Annotated in this window: 19 protein-coding genes and 2 pseudogenes; 2 read left to right on the top strand and 19 right to left on the bottom strand. The window is 48.9% G+C overall.

From position 1 onward, the window contains the following. Positions 1–112: 112 nt before the first annotated feature. The 7 genes from recX to cysP form a co-directional block, all read right to left on the bottom strand. Positions 113–571, bottom strand: coding sequence for a recombination regulator RecX (gene recX, locus PUN32_RS06780; protein ID WP_274722380.1), 459 nt, complete (start codon positions 569–571; stop codon positions 113–115). A gap of 120 nt (positions 572–691) precedes the next feature. Next, positions 692–1,753, bottom strand: a complete 1,062-nt coding sequence (recA, locus tag PUN32_RS06775) for a recombinase RecA (protein WP_274722379.1) — start codon at positions 1,751–1,753, stop codon at positions 692–694. 130 nt (positions 1,754–1,883) lie between these two features. Then, positions 1,884–2,390: a CinA family protein gene (locus PUN32_RS06770; protein ID WP_274722378.1), complete on the bottom strand. Its 507-nt coding sequence runs from the start codon at positions 2,388–2,390 to the stop codon at positions 1,884–1,886. Positions 2,391–2,504: 114 nt separating this feature from the next. Beyond that, entirely contained in the window at positions 2,505–3,635 is a 1,131-nt protein-coding gene (locus tag PUN32_RS06765; protein ID WP_274722377.1) for a sulfate/molybdate ABC transporter ATP-binding protein, read from the bottom strand. Continuing rightward, positions 3,632–4,495: a sulfate ABC transporter permease subunit CysW gene (cysW, locus tag PUN32_RS06760; RefSeq protein WP_274722376.1), complete on the bottom strand. Its 864-nt coding sequence runs from the start codon at positions 4,493–4,495 to the stop codon at positions 3,632–3,634. The genes PUN32_RS06765 and cysW overlap by 4 nt, the downstream gene beginning before the upstream one ends. A gap of 11 nt (positions 4,496–4,506) precedes the next feature. Further along, positions 4,507–5,355, bottom strand: coding sequence for a sulfate/thiosulfate ABC transporter permease CysT (cysT, locus tag PUN32_RS06755; RefSeq protein ID WP_274722375.1), 849 nt, complete (start codon positions 5,353–5,355; stop codon positions 4,507–4,509). 70 nt (positions 5,356–5,425) lie between these two features. Further along, on the bottom strand, positions 5,426–6,427 hold the full coding sequence (cysP, locus tag PUN32_RS06750; protein WP_274722374.1) for a thiosulfate ABC transporter substrate-binding protein CysP: 1,002 nt from the start codon (positions 6,425–6,427) through the stop codon (positions 5,426–5,428). 205 nt (positions 6,428–6,632) lie between these two features. Here cysP and cysM point away from each other — a divergent pair, with 205 nt between their 5' ends. Continuing rightward, on the top strand, positions 6,633–7,523 hold the full coding sequence (gene cysM, locus PUN32_RS06745; protein ID WP_274722373.1) for a cysteine synthase CysM: 891 nt from the start codon (positions 6,633–6,635) through the stop codon (positions 7,521–7,523). 151 nt (positions 7,524–7,674) lie between these two features. Continuing rightward, the gene (mutS, locus tag PUN32_RS06740; protein ID WP_274722372.1) at positions 7,675–10,260 is read left to right on the top strand and encodes a DNA mismatch repair protein MutS; all 2,586 of its coding nucleotides are present in this window, start codon (positions 7,675–7,677) and stop codon (positions 10,258–10,260) included. Positions 10,261–10,504: 244 nt separating this feature from the next. Here the strand turns inward: mutS and rpoS are convergent, their stop codons facing one another. From rpoS to folB, 12 genes and pseudogenes are all read right to left on the bottom strand, one after another. Further along, on the bottom strand, positions 10,505–11,512 hold the full coding sequence (gene rpoS, locus PUN32_RS06735; protein ID WP_274722371.1) for an RNA polymerase sigma factor RpoS: 1,008 nt from the start codon (positions 11,510–11,512) through the stop codon (positions 10,505–10,507). Between the two features lie 72 nt (positions 11,513–11,584). Next, positions 11,585–12,082: pseudogene (locus tag PUN32_RS14110) on the bottom strand (peptidoglycan DD-metalloendopeptidase family protein); the annotation flags it as partial. 98 nt (positions 12,083–12,180) lie between these two features. Next, positions 12,181–12,520, bottom strand: a pseudogene (locus tag PUN32_RS14105) (LysM peptidoglycan-binding domain-containing protein); the annotation flags it as partial. Continuing rightward, entirely contained in the window at positions 12,520–13,146 is a 627-nt protein-coding gene (locus tag PUN32_RS06725; RefSeq protein ID WP_274722369.1) for a protein-L-isoaspartate(D-aspartate) O-methyltransferase, read from the bottom strand. The gene PUN32_RS06725 and the pseudogene PUN32_RS14105, both read right to left, overlap by 1 nt. After that, complete coding sequence (gene surE / locus PUN32_RS06720; protein ID WP_274722367.1) at positions 13,139–13,891, bottom strand: 5'/3'-nucleotidase SurE; 753 nt, start codon at positions 13,889–13,891, stop codon at positions 13,139–13,141. Before surE ends, PUN32_RS06725 begins: the two co-directional genes overlap by 8 nt. A 1-nt stretch (position 13,892) precedes the next feature. Continuing rightward, on the bottom strand, positions 13,893–14,978 hold the full coding sequence (truD, locus tag PUN32_RS06715; RefSeq protein ID WP_274722366.1) for a tRNA pseudouridine(13) synthase TruD: 1,086 nt from the start codon (positions 14,976–14,978) through the stop codon (positions 13,893–13,895). 59 nt (positions 14,979–15,037) lie between these two features. After that, a complete protein-coding gene (gene ispF, locus PUN32_RS06710) occupies positions 15,038–15,514 on the bottom strand; it encodes a 2-C-methyl-D-erythritol 2,4-cyclodiphosphate synthase (RefSeq protein ID WP_274722365.1) in 477 nt (158 codons plus the stop codon). Beyond that, positions 15,511–16,209, bottom strand: a complete 699-nt coding sequence (gene ispD, locus PUN32_RS06705; protein WP_274722364.1) for a 2-C-methyl-D-erythritol 4-phosphate cytidylyltransferase — start codon at positions 16,207–16,209, stop codon at positions 15,511–15,513. The genes ispF and ispD overlap by 4 nt, the downstream gene beginning before the upstream one ends. After that, positions 16,206–16,490, bottom strand: a complete 285-nt coding sequence (gene ftsB, locus PUN32_RS06700; RefSeq protein ID WP_274722363.1) for a cell division protein FtsB — start codon at positions 16,488–16,490, stop codon at positions 16,206–16,208. The genes ispD and ftsB overlap by 4 nt, the downstream gene beginning before the upstream one ends. Before the next feature lie 102 nt (positions 16,491–16,592). Next, positions 16,593–17,396, bottom strand: a complete 804-nt coding sequence (locus PUN32_RS06695) for an undecaprenyl-diphosphate phosphatase (RefSeq protein WP_274722362.1) — start codon at positions 17,394–17,396, stop codon at positions 16,593–16,595. Then, the gene (gene folK, locus PUN32_RS06690; RefSeq protein ID WP_274722361.1) at positions 17,393–17,899 is read right to left on the bottom strand and encodes a 2-amino-4-hydroxy-6-hydroxymethyldihydropteridine diphosphokinase; all 507 of its coding nucleotides are present in this window, start codon (positions 17,897–17,899) and stop codon (positions 17,393–17,395) included. The genes PUN32_RS06695 and folK overlap by 4 nt, the downstream gene beginning before the upstream one ends. Then, complete coding sequence (folB, locus tag PUN32_RS06685; protein WP_166013666.1) at positions 17,896–18,249, bottom strand: bifunctional dihydroneopterin aldolase/7,8-dihydroneopterin epimerase; 354 nt, start codon at positions 18,247–18,249, stop codon at positions 17,896–17,898. Before folB ends, folK begins: the two co-directional genes overlap by 4 nt. Positions 18,250–18,316: the final 67 nt, after the last annotated feature.

Genomic DNA, 18,316 nt, shown 5'->3' with positions numbered 1-18,316 from the left:
TTTAACAAGAGTGGTCCCTAAATCGAAGATTGAAATGAAAATTGAAATAAAGCAGCAAGTCACAAGTGAATGATTGGCTAGATGCTAAATTCGCACCACCACCCAGTAACAACTATTCATCTCCCTCATTGGATTGCAGTGCGTAGCGAATCTGCTCAAAGTCAAAACCTCGATATTGCAGATAACGAACTTGTTTCGCATATTGTTGGCGTTCGACACTCCCCCCAAGTGGGAATTTTTTGTGGGCAACCCATTTGGCCTGCGCAAACCAATCGACTTGCTGCTCGGCTAAAGCTTGATCAATCATCGCTGACTCAATCCGCTTTTGTTTGAGCTGTTGACGCACGTGGCGCTCACCATAACCTTTACTCATGGTTTGCCGTACTTGGCTTGCCGCATAACGCGCATCATCCAGATAGCCCAACGCTAAACAATCGTTAATCACCTGCTCAATCACATCGGTTGGATGCCCTTTCAGAGCTAATTTTTGCTGCAATTCATATTGACCATGATCGCGGCGACTCAGTAGCTGTAGTGCATTGTGCCGACAAGCGGATAACGCCGAACTCATTATTTTCTCCAGTAGTGCGGGTTACCACTTGGGGCCGCAAAAAATAAGCCCTGCGATGCAGGGCTTATTTCAGTAAAACTTAAATTTAAGCGCTAAAACGGTAGCCACTTAGCCGCGAGTTTAAAACTCTTCGGCAGCACCAAATTCTGCCTCATCAACCGCCGCAGAGGTTTCCTCGGTCAGTTGCATATTTTCTGGGTTTAGCAGCATATCACGCAGCTTTTTGTCTAGCGCACTAGCGAACGCTGGATTCTCTTTCAGATATTTACAAGCGTTCGCTTTGCCTTGGCCAATTTTGTCGCCATTACAGCTATACCAAGCGCCTGATTTTTCAACCATTTTATGCTTAACGCCAAGATCAATTAATTCACCTTCGCGGTTAAAACCTTGGCCATACATGATTTGCGTATGGGCTTCTTTAAAAGGTGCAGCAATCTTATTCTTCACCACTTTGATCCGAGTTTCGTTACCGACGACTTCATCACCTTCTTTGATGGCACCAGTACGACGAATATCTAAACGAACCGAAGCGTAAAATTTCAATGCGTTACCACCGGTGGTGGTTTCTGGGTTGCCAAACATTACCCCAATCTTCATCCGGATCTGGTTGATAAAGATACACATACAGTTGGACTGCTTGAGGTTACCGGTTAGCTTACGCATCGCTTGTGACAGCATGCGCGCTTGCAGACCCATGTGGCTATCGCCCATCTCACCTTCAATTTCCGCTTTTGGTGTCAACGCTGCGACAGAGTCGACCACAATCACATCCACCGCACCAGAGCGGGCTAAAGCATCACAAATCTCTAGCGCTTGTTCGCCAGTATCTGGCTGAGAAACCAGTAACTCATCAATATTCACGCCCAGCTTTTTGGCATATACCGGATCCAAAGCGTGCTCAGCATCGATAAAAGCACAGGTTTTGCTTTCGCGTTGCGCCGCGGCAATCAGTTCCAAAGTTAGAGTGGTTTTACCGGAAGATTCTGGGCCGAAAATCTCAACAATACGTCCCATCGGCAAACCACCCGCACCTAAGGCGATATCCAGAGACAATGAGCCGGTCGATATGGTTTCTACATCCATCGTGCGGTTATCACCTAAACGCATGATGGAACCTTTACCAAATTGTTTTTCAATTTGACCAAGGGCGGCCGCAAGTGCCTTTTGTTTATTCTCGTCCATTACTCTCTCCGGATAGTCACTCAGGTGAGTGGGTATTGCGTCGAAATCGGCTCGACACTGATTGGTTATGTTGCGGCTCATTATACTGTTGATTTGTACAGTGTCTAGATCTGTATGAAAAAAGTTTGCCTTAGTTAACGTTTTCGCAATCCTCGAGCTGCAGATGAACCATCAGTTGGTCAAACACATGCTCGATCGCTTGTTGACGTACTTGCTGGCGATCACCAACAAAATGGCAAGTTTCTAGCTTAAGCCAACCAAACTGGTCCGCAAAGCCAAAGCAAACCGTACCCACTGGCTTTTCTGGACTACCACCACCAGGCCCAGCAATCCCACTGATTGCTACCGCTAAGGTGGCATGTGAATGTTGCAGTGCACCGAGCACCATCTCTTGCACTGTCGGCTCAGAGACCGCGCCATGCAAAGCTAACGTCGCGGGCTGCACGCCGAGCATTTCTTGCTTGGCCTGATTACTGTAAGTGACAAAACTGCGATCAAACCATGCGGAACTGCCCGCCACCTCCGTGATTAAGTAAGCAACGCCTCCCCCCGTGCAGGACTCTGCGGTCGCTAAAATGTGCTGGCGCTGCTCCAGTAACCGCCCCAATTGCTGGCTGCTGGCATAAAGTGTCTGCATGATACCCTCATCTGTTATTGCCGATGTAAAAACCAAGGCTAACCTACCGACTTGCCGATGAATTGCAATCGCCGATGACAAAAAGAGCGCCCTTGGGCACTCTGGCTTGGTCGATCAAATTTCAAACATCAAGCTACCCGCCGCCAAAAACGGCCAGCGCAACACGCTCGGGCTAGCTTGCCCTTCACTAGCAAAAAAGTAGCCAATCTGCGGAGTCGCAAACACTGGCTGACCGCGATGCAAACCTTTTTCGGTTAATTCACGATGTGACAGTTTGGCTTCCCATAATTCAGCGCTGTGCCAACCGATGGGTGCCAATTCAACTCGCACTTCTGCTCCAACCGGATTAATTGAGACCACCTCAAACGGTAACAAAGCTTGGCTATTGGGTTTATCCGCAAGAACCAACTCATGGCTACGCACATACAGTAAGCCATTTTGACATGTCGCTTCACTGGCGGGCGGCTGAATAAAGGCGGCTCCGTTAACCCAGCGGCCATGCTGCCACTCAGCGGTAAACTGATTAACATTACCTAAAAAATCAAACACAAAACGGCTATTGGGTTGCGCATACAGCGCAATCGGTGAGTCTATCTGCTCAATCCGTCCATGACTCATCACCACCACGCGATCGGAAAGCTCCAAAGCCTCATCCTGATCGTGAGTCACAAATACACTGGTAAATCCTAACTCATCGTGTAGGCTACGCAGCCAGCGGCGCAGATCTTTACGCACTTTCGCATCCAATGCGCCAAACGGCTCATCCAGCAACAGTACTTCTGGCTTAGTTGCTAAGGCTCTAGCCAGTGCAATGCGCTGCTTTTGGCCACCAGACAACTGCTCGGGATAACGCTGTGCCAAATGGCCAAGTTGCACGATTTCCAACAGTTGTTTGACCCGTCGTTGAATTTCACTCGAATTAGGCCGCACCGCACGATCCATGACTTGCAAACCAAACGCCACGTTATCCGCCACCGTCATATGCCTAAATAGCGCGTAGTTTTGAAACACAAAACCGACTCGGCGATCGCGAACGTGCAAATTGGTCACATCACGATCTCGAAAATGGATCGTGCCGCTGTCAGCTCCTTCCAAACCCGCGATAATGCGCAGTAACGTGGTTTTGCCTGAGCCAGATGGCCCTAATAAGCCAATCATCTCGCTCTCTTCAATCTGCAGTGAAAGTGGGGCTAGTGCCTGAAACTGACCAAAATGTTTAGCAATATTATCAAGACGAATGCTCATAGGGCTCCTTGCTGATGTTGCTCGGCCATCTGCAGCCGTTCTTGACGCCACTCGACCAAAGCTTTCAGTAATAGGGTTAATAGGGCGATAAACGCCAATAGCGAAGCGCTGGCAAATGCCGCTTGTGATTGATAATCCTCATACAGCAGTTGCACATGCAAAGGTAAGGTGTTGGTTTCACCGCGAATATTGCCAGAAACCACCGCCACGGCACCAAACTCGCCTACCGCGCGCGCGTTAGTTAGGATCACCCCATAAATCAGCGCCCATTTGATATTAGGCAAGGTGACGCGGCGAAACAGTTGCCACCATGATGCGCCTAAAATGACTGCGGCCTCTTCATCGCTACGTCCTTGCTGCTGCATCAAAGGAATTAATTCACGTGCCACAAATGGGCAAGTGACAAAAACGGTGACCAAGACAATCCCCGGCCAAGCAAACATAATTTGCCAATCATGCTCATATAGCCATGCGCCTAACCAGCCGCTACTGCCATAAAGCAACAGGTAGAGTAACCCAGCCACCACCGGAGAAACGGCAAACGGGATATCAATCAAAGTGATGAAAAATTTACGGCCAACAAATTCAAAACGGGTCACCAACCAAGAGAGCAACACCCCAAACACCAAATTGATCGGCACCGTGAGTAGCGCTACCAGCAGTGTTAAGCCCATCGCATGACGGGTATCGGGATCATTAAAATAACCGAAATAAGCCTCCACCCCATTTGCCAACGCTTGTTGGAAAATGCTCAGTAGTGGGATCAGCAACAATAAGGTCACCAATAACAGCACCAGAGTAATCAAACTCCATTTGACCCACGGCTTATCACCGACACGTAAAGGCTGATAGTCTGCCATTGCCTGCTTCCTTATCGTCCATGAATACGGCGCAGATAAGCGCCTTGCCAAAGATTAATCATCAGTAGTAGTAACAGCGAAGTCAGTAATACCACCGATGCAATCGCGCTCGCAGCAGGAAAATCAAACTCCTGTAAGCGCACAAAAATCATCAGTGAAGTGATTTCACTGACATAAGGCATGTTGCCAGCAATAAAAATCACCGCGCCAAATTCACCAAGGCTACGAGTAAATGACAACGCGATGCCAACCAACAAGGCCGGTTTTAACGCGGGAAAAATCACTTTGCCGAAAACGGCCCTATCGGACGCACCTAAGGTCATGCCCGCCTCTTCTTCTTCATGGGAAATTTCTTCCAGCACCGGCTGTAAGGTGCGCACCACAAAAGGAATGCTGGTAAAGACCATCGCAACTATAATGCCAAGCGGGGTATAGGCCACCTTGATTCCTAATGGAGCCAGCCAACTACCCAGCCAACCATTAGTGGAATACAAGGTAGCTAGCGTGATCCCTGCCACTGCGGTCGGCAGAGCAAAAGGCAAGTCGACCAGAGCATCTAAAATTCGTTTACCGGGGAATTGATAGCGCACCAACACCCAAGCGAGTAGTAAACCAAACCCACCGTTAAACAGTGAAGCGAGCAAGGCGCAGATCACCGTCACTTTATAACTGGCCACCACACGAGGGTCCACAATCACTTGCCAATACTCACTCAAGCTCATATTACTAGTTTGCATGATAAGCCCAGTGGCGGGCAGCAGCAGGATCAAGCTGACAAACAACAGAGAGACACCCAAACTTAGTGCAAAACCGGGTAAAACTCGTTGCTGACGCGGACGATGTACAAGCGTATGCCCCATAAAACCTCTTTATATCCATCAAGCAGCCATAATGGCTGCTCATTGATTGAGCAACCACCGGTAATATTGATTAGCGACGTTGTAATTGATCCAATTTAGCACCATTAGCAAATTGACTTTGCATCGCGTGATCCCAACTGCCGATGATCTGCTCAACGCTCAGTAGTTCAACCGCAGGAAAACGTTGCGCAAATTCAGCTTGTACCTTGGCATCGTGCACTCGGTAGTTGAACTGTGCCAATAAACGCTGTGCAGGCTCACTGTACAGATAGGTAACGTATTCGGTCGCCACCTGATAAGTGCCATTACGCTTGGCCACTTTTTCCACCACAGCGACGGGAAACTCTGCCAAAATCGAGGTTTTCGGCACCACCACTTGGTAATCATCCGCACCATATTGCTGACGGATATTATTCACTTCCGATTCAAAGGTGATCAGCACATCACCAATCCCACGCTCAACAAAAGAGGTAGTGGCACCACGGCCACCGGTATCAAACACCGCAACATTGGCCAGAAATTTTTTTAAAAACTGGTCTTGCTGGATTTGGTTCTCTTTACCAAATGCTTTTTGCGCATAGCCGAGCGCGGCTAGATAGGTATAACGCGCGTTACCTGAAGTTTTCGGATTCGGAAACACACTTTTTACCTCATCACGCACCAAATCATCCCAATCGTGAATATTCTTAGGATTGCCTTTGCGCACTAAAAAAGCAGTCGTCGAGTAGTAAGGTGAGCTGCCATTCGGCAGTAAACTTTGCCAGTTATCAGGCAACAACTGCCCCTTATCATGTAAAACTTGTACATCGGTCACTTGGTTAAACGTCACTACATCCGCCGCTAGCCCTTGCAAAATAGAGCGCGCTTGCGCCGATGAGCCGGCGTGAGACTGCTTGATTTCGACCGTGTTACCGGTAGTTTGCTGCCAATGCTCGGCAAACACTGGGTTATACGCAGCAAACAATTCACGCGAAATATCGTAAGAGGAATTGAGTAGGGTTTGCTCTGCCGCCAAAGCTTGCAGCGAGTTCGCCAATAATACTGCGCTGATGCTCAATTTGATTCGCTTCATAGTGATCGCCTCCAAAATGTGATCGACTCGAAAATCATGATGCCTAAATGGCTTCCTTATGCAGCCTAGATTAGGAGGAATTCCATTTATAAAAAAGAGTGTTAATAGAACGTTTTGGAATAATTCCTAGCAATAAATTGTATGCCTGCTCGACATCAATTCTTATACTGCGACAAGTACGAGATAGCCAAAGAAGGATCACCCGGTGTCTGAATTTCCCACTCTTGAAGATTATGTAGGCCACACTCCGTTGGTACGTTTACAACGTTTAATCACCGGCAGTTCAACCGTGCTGGTCAAATTAGAAGGCAATAATCCTGCCGGTTCAGTCAAAGACCGGCCAGCTTTAAATATGATAGTACAAGCGGAAGCGCGTGGATATTTGCAGCCCGGTGACACCATTATTGAAGCCACCAGCGGCAATACTGGCATTGCCTTAGCCATGGCTGCCGCCATTAAAGGTTATTCGATTATTTTGATCATGCCGGATAACGCCACCCAAGAGCGCAAAGATGCGATGCAAGCTTATGGCGCACAGTTGATTTTGGTCACTAAAGAGCAGGGAATGGAAGGAGCGCGGGATTTAGCACAGCAAATGCAACATGCCGGCCGCGGTAAAGTGCTCGATCAATTCAATAATTTCGATAATCCTGATGCTCATTTTCGCTCAACCGGCCCAGAAATTTGGCAGCAAAGCCAAGGTAAAATCACCCATTTTGTCTCGAGCATGGGTACCACCGGTACCATTATGGGCGTGTCACGCTATCTAAAACAGCAAAACCCTCAGATCCAGATCATCGGCTTACAACCGGCAGAAGGCAGTGCGATTGCCGGCATTCGCCGCTGGCCAGCCGCCTATTTGCCACGTATTTTTGATGCGGCACGGGTCGATAGCATTCTTGATATTACTCAACACGATGCCGAACAAACTGCGCGAGCGCTCGCCAGAGAAGAGGGAATTTGTGCAGGCGTAAGCTCTGGTGGTGCGGTGTATGCCGCGTTGCAAATCGCCGAGCAACATCCCGGCTCTGTGGTCGTGGCTATCGTCTGCGATCGCGGTGATCGTTACCTCTCATCAGGACTCTTCACTGCATAACGGGTTGCCTTGGCATCAAGCTCACCACAGCTTAATTGCTCCGCCCTGATAAGGTTTGCTATGCTCTGTAGCCTTTAAGTGATCCATGATGCAGCGAGTGATAACACCGCACTCGGTATCCGCCAATGATGATAAGCAGCGATATAAGATTATGATGAAATCGAACGCCTCACCGAGCGAGTCTCTTTCGCACCACACCCCGATGATGCAGCAATATTTAAGACTCAAGGCGGAAAACCCCGATATTTTACTGTTTTATCGTATGGGTGACTTTTATGAGCTGTTTTACGATGATGCCAAACGCGCCTCTGAACTCTTGGATATCTCATTAACCAAACGCGGCGCTTCTGCCGGTGAGCCTATCCCGATGGCGGGCGTCCCCTTTCATGCGGTGGAAGGCTATTTAGCCAAATTGGTCCAGATGGGTGAATCGGTCGCGATTTGCGAACAGATCGGCGATCCGGCGACCAGTAAAGGGCCAGTCGAGCGCCAAGTCGTGCGCATTGTTACCCCCGGTACAGTAACCGATGAGGCGCTGCTCAGTGAGCGAGTCGATAACCTGATCGCCGCAATTTACCATCACAATGGTCGATTTGGTTACGCGACCATGGACATCACCTCCGGTCGCTTTCAGTTGAGTGAGCCACAAAGCGAAGAAGAGATGGCGGCGGAATTGCAACGCACCGCACCGCGCGAACTCTTATTTGCAGAAGATTTTGCTCCGGTACACTTGATGGCGAATCGTCAAGGCAATCGCCGTCGTCCGATTTGGGAATTTGAATTACAAACTGCCAAGCAGCAGCTTAATCAGCAATTTGGTACTCGTGATTTAGTTGGTTTTGGTGTTGAACAAGCCCAGCTCGGATTATGTGCCGCTGGCTGCTTGATCCAATACGTGAAAGATACTCAACGTACTGCGCTGCCGCATATTCGCTCCCTAACGTGGGATCGCCAAGATCAATCGGTGATTTTAGATGCGGCAACTCGCCGCAACCTCGAATTAACCCATAACTTATCGGGTAGCACCGATAACACCTTAGCCGATGTGCTGGATCATTGTGCAACGCCAATGGGCAGCCGGATGCTTAAGCGCTGGATCCATCAGCCAATGCGCGATTTTGCCATCTTGAATCAAAGACTGGATGCGATCGGCGAGTTAAAACAAAGTCTATTATTCGCAGAAATTAGCCCTGTATTACAGCAAATTGGCGATATTGAACGCATTTTAGCCCGCTTAGCCCTACGCTCTGCACGGCCACGTGATTTAGCTCGGCTACGTCATGCCATGCAGCAATTGCCACAGCTCAGCAACCTGCTAACGGAACTGACCGAACCGCATCTGATCGGCTTAGCCAAACAAGCTCAACCGATGCATGAAGTGTGCGAGCTGTTAGAAAAAGCGATTAAGCCCAATCCACCGGTGGTGATCCGTGATGGTGGTGTGATCGCCGATGGTTATAGTGCCGAGCTGGATGAATGGCGTGATTTGGCCAATGGTGCTACCGAGTTTTTGCAACGTTTAGAAGCCGAAGAGCGCGATCGCCACGGCATTGATAGCCTCAAAGTCGGCTACAACAATGTCCACGGTTTCTACATTCAGGTTAGCCGCGGTCAAAGCCATTTAGTGCCACCCCATTACGTGCGGCGCCAAACGTTAAAAAATGCCGAGCGTTACATCATTGAAGAGTTGAAATTGCATGAAGATAAAGTGCTCAACTCAAAATCACGCGCCTTAGCAGTCGAAAAACAGCTTTGGGAACAACTGTTTGATCTGCTCCTGCCACATCTTGAGCAGTTTCAAGATCTCGCCGCCGCCATTGCTCAATTGGATGTACTGCAAAACTTAGCGGAACGAGCCGATAGTTTAGATTATCAACGCCCAACCCTAGTGCAGACAGCCGGAATTTCGATTCAAGCCGGTCGCCATCCCGTGGTCGAGCAAGTGATGGATCAGCCTTTTATCGCGAACCCGATTGAGCTGCATGCCGAACGCCGTATGCTGATCATTACCGGTCCTAACATGGGCGGTAAATCGACCTATATGCGCCAAACCGCGTTAATTGCTCTACTGGCCCACATTGGTAGTTATGTACCGGCAGAACATGCGGTGATTGGCCCACTGGATCGTATTTTTACTCGGATTGGCGCATCGGATGACCTTGCCTCTGGCCGCTCGACCTTTATGGTTGAGATGACCGAAACTGCCAATATTCTGCACAACGCCACGCCACACAGCTTAGTGTTGATGGATGAAATCGGACGCGGTACCAGTACCTATGATGGCTTATCACTGGCATGGGCTAGCGCAGAGTGGTTAGCCAAACAAATCGGTGCCATGACGCTATTTGCTACTCACTATTTTGAGTTGACCGAGCTGCCGAATGTATTACCTCATCTGGCCAACGTGCATTTAGATGCGGTCGAACATGGTGACAGCATTGCATTTATGCATGCCGTACAAGAGGGTGCCGCGAGTAAATCGTACGGTTTGGCGGTTGCCGGACTGGCTGGTGTTCCCAAAGCAGTGATCCGCAATGCACGCAACAAACTGCAGCAACTGGAACAATTGAGCCACCAGCCACTCAGCACCCCATCGAATCGGGTTGATATTGCCAATCAACTCAGTTTAATCCCTGAACCAAGTGCGGTAGAGCAGGCATTAACTAGCATCGATCCGGATCAATTAACACCACGCCAAGCGCTCGATCTGCTCTATCAACTGAAAAAACTGCTCTAAGCCAATCATACCGTCAAGAGCAACGGCACGGAGAACCCCTTCTTGGCGGCATACGGCGATCGATAACCTTTGGCTGTAGTTATAGGGCACCAGGCAACAAAAAGGCACTCGAAAGAGTGCCTTGATCCAACTATCGATTGCGATTGGCAATCACCTCTATTATTGATAGTGGCGATACAACTAAGCAAACGCCCCTGATTAATCACAACCTCAATCAGTGATTATCTCCGTCAGCACGGCAGGGTTAGTTGTCATATTCAACATTAAACAGCGCTTCCATATTCAGCCCTTGTTTGACCAAAATCTCCCGCAGACGACGTAAACCTTCCACTTGGATTTGACGCACCCGCTCACGGGTTAGGTTGATCTCACGTCCCACCTCTTCCAAGGTCGATGGCTCATAGCCAAGCAGACCAAAGCGGCGCGCTAACACCTCTTTTTGCTTTGGATTTAACTCATCAAGCCAATTGAGCAATGATTCGCGAATATCATCATCTTGTGTGGAAAACTCCGGATCTGCGGTATGCGAATCAGGCAAAATATCCAGTAATGCTTTGTCACCATCGCCACCAATCGGGATATCCACCGAGCTGATACGCTCATTAAGACGCAACATTTTGGTCACGTCATCGACTGGCTTATTGAGTTCGAGAGCAATATCTTCTGGCGTAGGTTCGTGGTCAAGGCGCTGCGATAACTCACGAGCGGTACGTAGGTAAATATTCAGCTCTTTGACCACATGGATCGGCAGACGAATAGTGCGAGTCTGGTTCATTAACGCCCGTTCGATGGTCTGACGGATCCACCAAGTGGCATAGGTTGAAAAGCGAAAACCACGTTCAGGGTCAAATTTTTCAACCGCTCGAATCAAGCCAAGATTTCCCTCTTCAATCAGATCGAGCAGCGCGAGTCCGCGATTACTGTAACGACGGGAAATTTTCACCACTAAGCGCAAGTTACTTTCAATCATGCGGTTACGTGCCGCTTCATCGCCACGTAATGCACGACGAGCATACAGTACTTCTTCTTCGGCAGTCAGCAGTGGTGAAAAACCAATCTCGCTGAGGTACATTTGTGTTGCATCAAGGTTTTTGGTTGATGCATCAAATTCTTCACGAACATCCTCACTGGAGATTTCTGCAGTGGTGGATGCTTCATCATTGGTGAGTTCATCATCGGTTGTGAGCTCTTCCAGAGCTTCATCTTCAAAATCAAACTCTTCTATTTTGGTTACAGTATTACTGACACTCATAGCAGCCTCCCCTGGCAACTTAATGGGTCATTGCGAGATACAAACTTTGCAGCATGACCTTAGCAAATAGAGTTAAGGTAAGTAACGTTTAGGATTCACTGACTTGCCTTGATAACGGATCTCAAAATGCAAACGTACATCGGCAGCGCCTGAGCTACCCATGGTGGCAATTTTCTGCCCGGCTTGCACAGTTTGTCCTTCTTTTGCTAGCAACTGTTCATTGTGCGCATAGGCACTTAAGTACTGCTCATTGTGCTTGATAATAATCAGGTTACCGTAACCACGGAGTGCATTACCTGAATAAACTACCGTTCCATTCGCAGTGGCAATAATTGCTTGACCACGTTGACCTGCGATGTCGATGCCTTTATTGCCTTGATCACCAGCAGAGAAATTGCTAATCACTCTGCCTTTCGTCGGCCATAACCACTTGGCTATTTTATCATTCGAAGGTTTAGAACTTGCTGCGACAATGTTAACATTTTGTTTACCAGCTGGTTTAACATACTCCTTTACTTGTTTTTTATCAACCGCTTTAACCGGCTCCTTAGCGGTTAAATGTTGATTATTTGTTGTTTTCTTGGTCGTGCTTGGGGAATTTGCGTTTGAGGTCACAGATTGGGTAGGTCGGTTAACCGCTGTTGCTTGAGCGGGTGACGAGCTACGAGTGGCAGCGGCCGCTACCACAGCGGCACCACCGGTTCCGCCATAAGCTGGTGCGGTATAACTGGGCAGCCACAATTTGAGCTTTTGGCCAGGATGAATCGTGTAAGGTGGCGCGAGATTATTAAAACGGATCAGTTCATTAACATCTTTATCGGTCACGTAAGCAATGAAATAGAGCGTATCGCCTTTTTTCACCTCATAGTAGCTGCCGCGATAACTACCACGTTCAATACTATTGTAATTTTTACCCAATCCAGCAACCGGGGCTGGTGTATGCGCTGCGCAGCCAAATAATAGGCTGCACAGTAGCAACAGCATGGTTCGCAAAGGGTAAACCGGCATCAGGTAAGATCTCCTGCCACTAAAGGGACAAAGCGCACCGCTTCTAGCCGCTCACCGATAAACTGCTGACCACGACGGACAATTTTGTACAAATGCTGCTCATGCTCGCCGATCGGGATCACCATACGTCCACCCTCGGCAAGCTGTTCTAATAAGCCCTGTGGTACTTTTGCTGCCGCTGCCGTCACTAAAATAGCATCAAACGGTGCACGAGCAGGCCAGCCCAGCCAACCATCACTATGTTTGGTGGAGATGTTATAGATGTCGAGCTGTTTGAGACGCCGTTTGGCCTCCCACTGCAACGTTTTGATCCGTTCAACTGTAAAAACATGGTTAACCAATTTGGCGAGCACCGCAGTCTGATAACCGGAACCGGTACCAATTTCCAACACTCTAGTCTCTGGAGTTAAGGCCAGCAGTTCGGTCATTTTTGCGACGATATAAGGCTGAGAAATAGTCTGGCCTTGGCCAATCGGTAGTGCGTTATTGTCATAAGCTTGATGCATCATAGCTGGTGCAACGAAACACTCGCGTGGCAGGGTATGGATAGCCTCCAAAACCGGGCGCGAAGTGATCCCCTGCTCAGTTAAAAATTGAATCAGTCTGTCGGCTTTTGGGTTAGCCATTCACCTTTTCCTGTAACCAATGATCCATACTGAGTAATGATTCGTGTGCGGTTAAATCGACTTGCAGCGGTGTCAATGACACCCAACCCCGTTCAATCGCATAAAAATCGGTGCCCACTCCCGCATCTTGCTCTTTACCCGGAGGGCCAAGCCAATAAATATCATGCCCACGCGGATCTTGCTGCTTTATCATACTTTCTGCGTGATGACGCGCACCTAAACGCGTGACTTGCACGCCTTGTATTTGCGACACCGGCAGATCTGGAATATTGACGTTAAGTAAGCGATGAGTCGGGATCGGATGCGCTAAATGCTGCTCAACCAACTGGCGCACAACATGAGCCGCCGTGGCAAAATGGGTATTGCCGACCAGCGAAAAAGCGATAGCTTGCACGCCAAGTAAGTGACCTTCCATCGCCGCCGCGACCGTCCCCGAATAGAGCACATCATCGCCGAGATTCGCCCCATGATTGATGCCGCTAAGCACCAAATCCGGTAACTCATCTTTCATTAGCTCATTCAATGCAAAATGCACACAATCAGTCGGCGTGCCCTGCACTGAATAGGTGTTAGGCGCGATAGTTGAAACACGTAATGGCTGCTCTAAAGTCAATGAGTTAGAAGCGCCACTGCGGTTACGATCCGGCGCCACGATCACGATTTCGGCTAAATCACGCAGAGCATCAGCCAATGTGTGTAAGCCTTGAGCGTACACACCATCATCATTACTGAGCAGAATTTTCACGTTATTCCTCGCTGTCAGCATCGTGGTTAGCTGACTGATCCACTTGAGCATAGTGACGCTCAACCGGGATCTCTTCGACCAATTCACGAACGAGTGAGGTGGCAAAACTGCCAGCATCGAGCGTAAAGTGCAAGGTGATCTGATCTTGCTCTACCTGCCAGCTTAAATTTTGCGCATGCAAGGCGATGGCACGGCGATCATGACGCATACGATTAGCCCGGATCAGTGCCATTAAATCAGGCTCGGCATCCAGTTGTGCTTGCTCCAGCTGTAAAGCTTGATCTGTCGTCGGTAGAGCATTATCACCCGCTAACGCGGCAGAAATCGCCACTTGCTCGGCTTGCAAGCGCTGATCCCACTGCGCTAAATCACCTTGTACCTGGCACAGTTGCTGCTGTTCCAGTGCAATATCGCCGACCATAAAATGGGAAAATAGGTCTTGCTCAATCCGCTTCGAGACAATCTGATTAAAAATCCATGCCCGAGCCGCAGAGAGATACAAACTGCGCTGATTTTGATTACGCGAGCGTACATTGTCGCGCCCCCAACGGCGTGCTTCGCTCAGATTATTGCCATGACGGCCAAAACGTTGACTGCCAAAATAATTAGGCACACCGAACTTGGCAACGCTCTCCAAACGGCTCACCACCGCCGCCACATCACTCACTTCAGACAAGGTGATCACAAAATCATTGCCCAGCAAATCGCCCGGGCGCAGTTTTTTATCATGGCGAGTCACTTGTAGGATTTCAATCGATGGATATTGAGCTAGAAAAGCCGAAAAATCGGGTGTCTCCCCTTTGGGCAGATGTACGCTCAGCCACTGCTCAGTGACCGCATGGCGATCTTTTAACCCAGCCCAGCTTACCGCCCGTGAAGGTACACCACACGCTTTGGCTAGCTCGTTAACCACAAAACTGGTGTTCTCACCCGTCTTACGAATGCGCACCATCAAGTGTTCACCACTGCCGGTTAACGGATAACCCAACACTTCGCTAACTTGAAAATGTTCAGGTAATACTTTGAGTTTAGCGCTTGCGGTTGGCTTGCCGCATAAATAAGCCAGAGGAGCGAGGATATCGGTCATTTTAATTCCACAATAAATCGACGCATGCTGATCGATAAATAAATAAGATTAGCGATAGATTAAGCTTGCTGTAACAGCACTACCGCTTCACAGGCAATACCTTCTTTACGTCCGGTAAAACCCAATTTTTCAGTGGTGGTCGCCTTAACATTAATGCGGCTCACATCGGTTTGCAGATCTTCGGCAATCGCCGCACACATCGCTTGAATATAAGGGGCCATTTTCGGCGCTTGGGCAATAATCGTCACATCGGCATTGCCCAACACATAGCCTTGTTGTCGTACACGGCGGTAAACATCTTTGAGTAGCTCACGGCTATCCGCCCCTTGCCATTTATCGTCGGTATCAGGGAAATGACGACCAATATCACCAGCGGCAATCGCACCTAATAAGGCGTCGCATAATGCGTGCAGCGCGACATCACCATCAGAATGGGCGATCAAACCCTGCGCATAAGGGATGCTAACCCCACCAATAATAATCGGGCCTTCACCACCAAAACGATGCACATCAAAGCCGTGGCCAATTCTGATCATAATGTTTCCTTATTGCGCCTTAAATAAAACTCGGCTAATGCAAGATCTTCGGGTTGAGTAATTTTGAGGTTATCCGCTCGGCCAGTCACTAACGCGGGCTTTTCACCGCGCCATTCAAATGCCGAGGCTTCATCGGTGATCGTGACCTGCTGTTGCAAAGCGGCGTGTAACGCCTCACGCAGTGCTTGGGCACGAAACATTTGTGGCGTCAGTGCATGCCATAGTGCGGTCCGATCCACGGTATGTTCAATCTGCTGTAAATGATCGCTACGCTTCATGGTATCACGCACTGGAGCGGCAAGAATGGCACCAACCGGATGGGTTAAAGCCAAGCGGATCAGTTGACTAATATCTGCGTGGGTAACACAAGGGCGTGCCGCATCATGCACTAACACCCATTGACTGAGCTGGTGCTGACATACATAGTCCAGCGCAGCTAATACCGAATCGGCGCGTTGCTGACCACCATCAACCCGGATCACGCGCGGATCACGCGCCAGTGCTAAGTGCGAAAAATAGGGGTCGTCTGCGCTGAGCGCGACAACGACTTGATCGATCTGTGGATGAGCGAGTAAACCGTCAATCGTATGCTCAAGGACCGTTTTACCTAGCAGACTCAAATACTGTTTCGGCCGATCTGCTTGCATACGGCTGCCGACACCCGCTGCGGGTACGACCGCAATCAGTTTATTCATCGGCGTGACTCCTCGCCGATAATGCGATAAAAGGTTTCCCCTTGTTTGACCATGCCGAGTTCGTTACGAGCACGTTCTTCAATCGCATCTAGCCCTTGGCGTAGATCGTCAATTTCAGCAAACATCTCTTGATTACGCAGATGAAGGTTCGTATTGACCAACTGTTGCACCTCAATTTCTGCGTTGACGGCCCGAAAATCCATCACCCCATTTTTACCCCACAGCAGGGTATAACACAGCCAAACTAATAATAAGCTCAGGGTCAAAGCAAACACTCGCATAACCTATCCATCTTTATTATTGCAATCCGACGCCCAAGCGTGACGTCGGTTATCTCTGGCTCATTTATACCATAAAGCTCAGCACATGAGCGTACTGGCTGATTATTGGGTTGATAAAAATGCCAATAAGCCAATCCCCAGCGCTAAGCGATACAGCACAAACGGAGTCATGCCCATACGTGAAATGAGCTTCAAAAAGAAATGAATACACAAGTAAGCACTGATAAATGAAGTGATGATCCCGGTCAGCAAGAAGCCAACGTGGATCGGCTCACCGCTGGTAAACAGCTTAAGGCCAAGATAGCTACCGGCCAGCACAATGATCGGAATCGACATTAAAAATGAAAAACGCGCCGCCGCCTCACGAGTAAAGCCCAGATATAAAGCCGCCGTTATCGTGGCCCCAGAACGCGAAGTACCAGGGATCAACGCCACCGCTTGGGCCAGACCAATCAACAGTGCTTTTTGCCAATTGGTTTGATATTCATCGGCACTTAACGCGGCATGTTTATCGGCATGCCACAGCAGCAAGCCAAACACTATGGTGGTGATAGCAATAATCCAAGCACTACGCAAATAGAGCTCAACAATATCCTTCATTAGCAAACCCAGCACACAAGCTGGGATAGTCGCAAGTACAATCAACCAAGCTAATTTAGCCTCTTTACTGCGATCACCTTTAAAAATCGAGGCTAAAAAGGCAGCTAATAAACAGACCACTTCTTTACGAAAGTAGATCACGACTGCGGCTAACGTGCCAACATGTACCGCCACATCAAACGCCAAACCTTGATCGGCCCAACCGAAAACCGCTGAGGGCAAGATCAAGTGCGCGGAGCTAGAAATGGGTAAAAACTCAGTAAAACCTTGAATTAAAGCTAGAATGAACGACTCAAAATAACTCATGACTGTTTCTTCTCATCAATAGAAAACCAGAGTGGTACTCGGGTCAAGGAAGCTAAATCCTGCGCTTGCTGCCAGATCTGCTCGACAGTACGGCCATCACCAACGATCACTCGCTGTGGACAGAGCTCATATAACGGTTGAATCACGAACGGGTAACAATAGATGTCGGGGCGGGGTAGAATTGGCTTACACTCCGACACCCAATCACCGTACAACACTATATCAAGATCCAATGTTCGATCTTGATACTTTTGTGCATTGAGTAAGCGGCCATGACGCAGCTCAATCGCTTTCAACTGCGCCTGCAATTCTAAGAGTGATAATGGTGTTTGTATTTCAACCACTAAGTTAAAAAAATCCTGTCCAGCAAACCCAAACGATGGCGACTGGTAAATGGTTGAAATGCGCAATTGATGACCCAGCGCACTCAGCTCACGCACTCCCGCGGCTATCGATTGATGACGCTGTTGATTAGAACCAACCCCAATATAGGCGGTGATCATCCACGCGATCGCTCAATGACCACGCCGACCCCTTTGGCTTGCGGTACTGCGCCGGGTTTGGTCAAACGGATCCGGATCCAAGGTACCGAGAAACGAGTCATGATCAGTTGTGCCACTTCTTCTGCCACTCGCTCAACCAACAAAAAACGGCCTTGCTCAACATGTTCAATCACCGCTTGGCTCACTTGTGCGTAATCCAACGCATCCTTAACATCGTCACTGTTACCTGCGGGGCGATTATCGTGCGCCATTTCCAGATCCAGCACTAACTTTTGCTTAATCTGCTGTTCCCAGTCGTAAACACCAATGGTGGTGATCACTTGCAACTGTTCAATAAACACTTTATCCATGCTTCATCATTTCCTATCCACAGGTCGGATACCCAAACCGCTGAAAAAATCGTACTATCCGCTTAAT

The organism is Vibrio chanodichtyis (assembly GCF_028863985.1).
Lineage (GTDB): Bacteria > Pseudomonadota > Gammaproteobacteria > Enterobacterales > Vibrionaceae > Vibrio > Vibrio chanodichtyis.
Note: the sequence above shows the minus strand (reverse complement) of the source record. Positions and strands in the feature narration are given on the sequence as shown.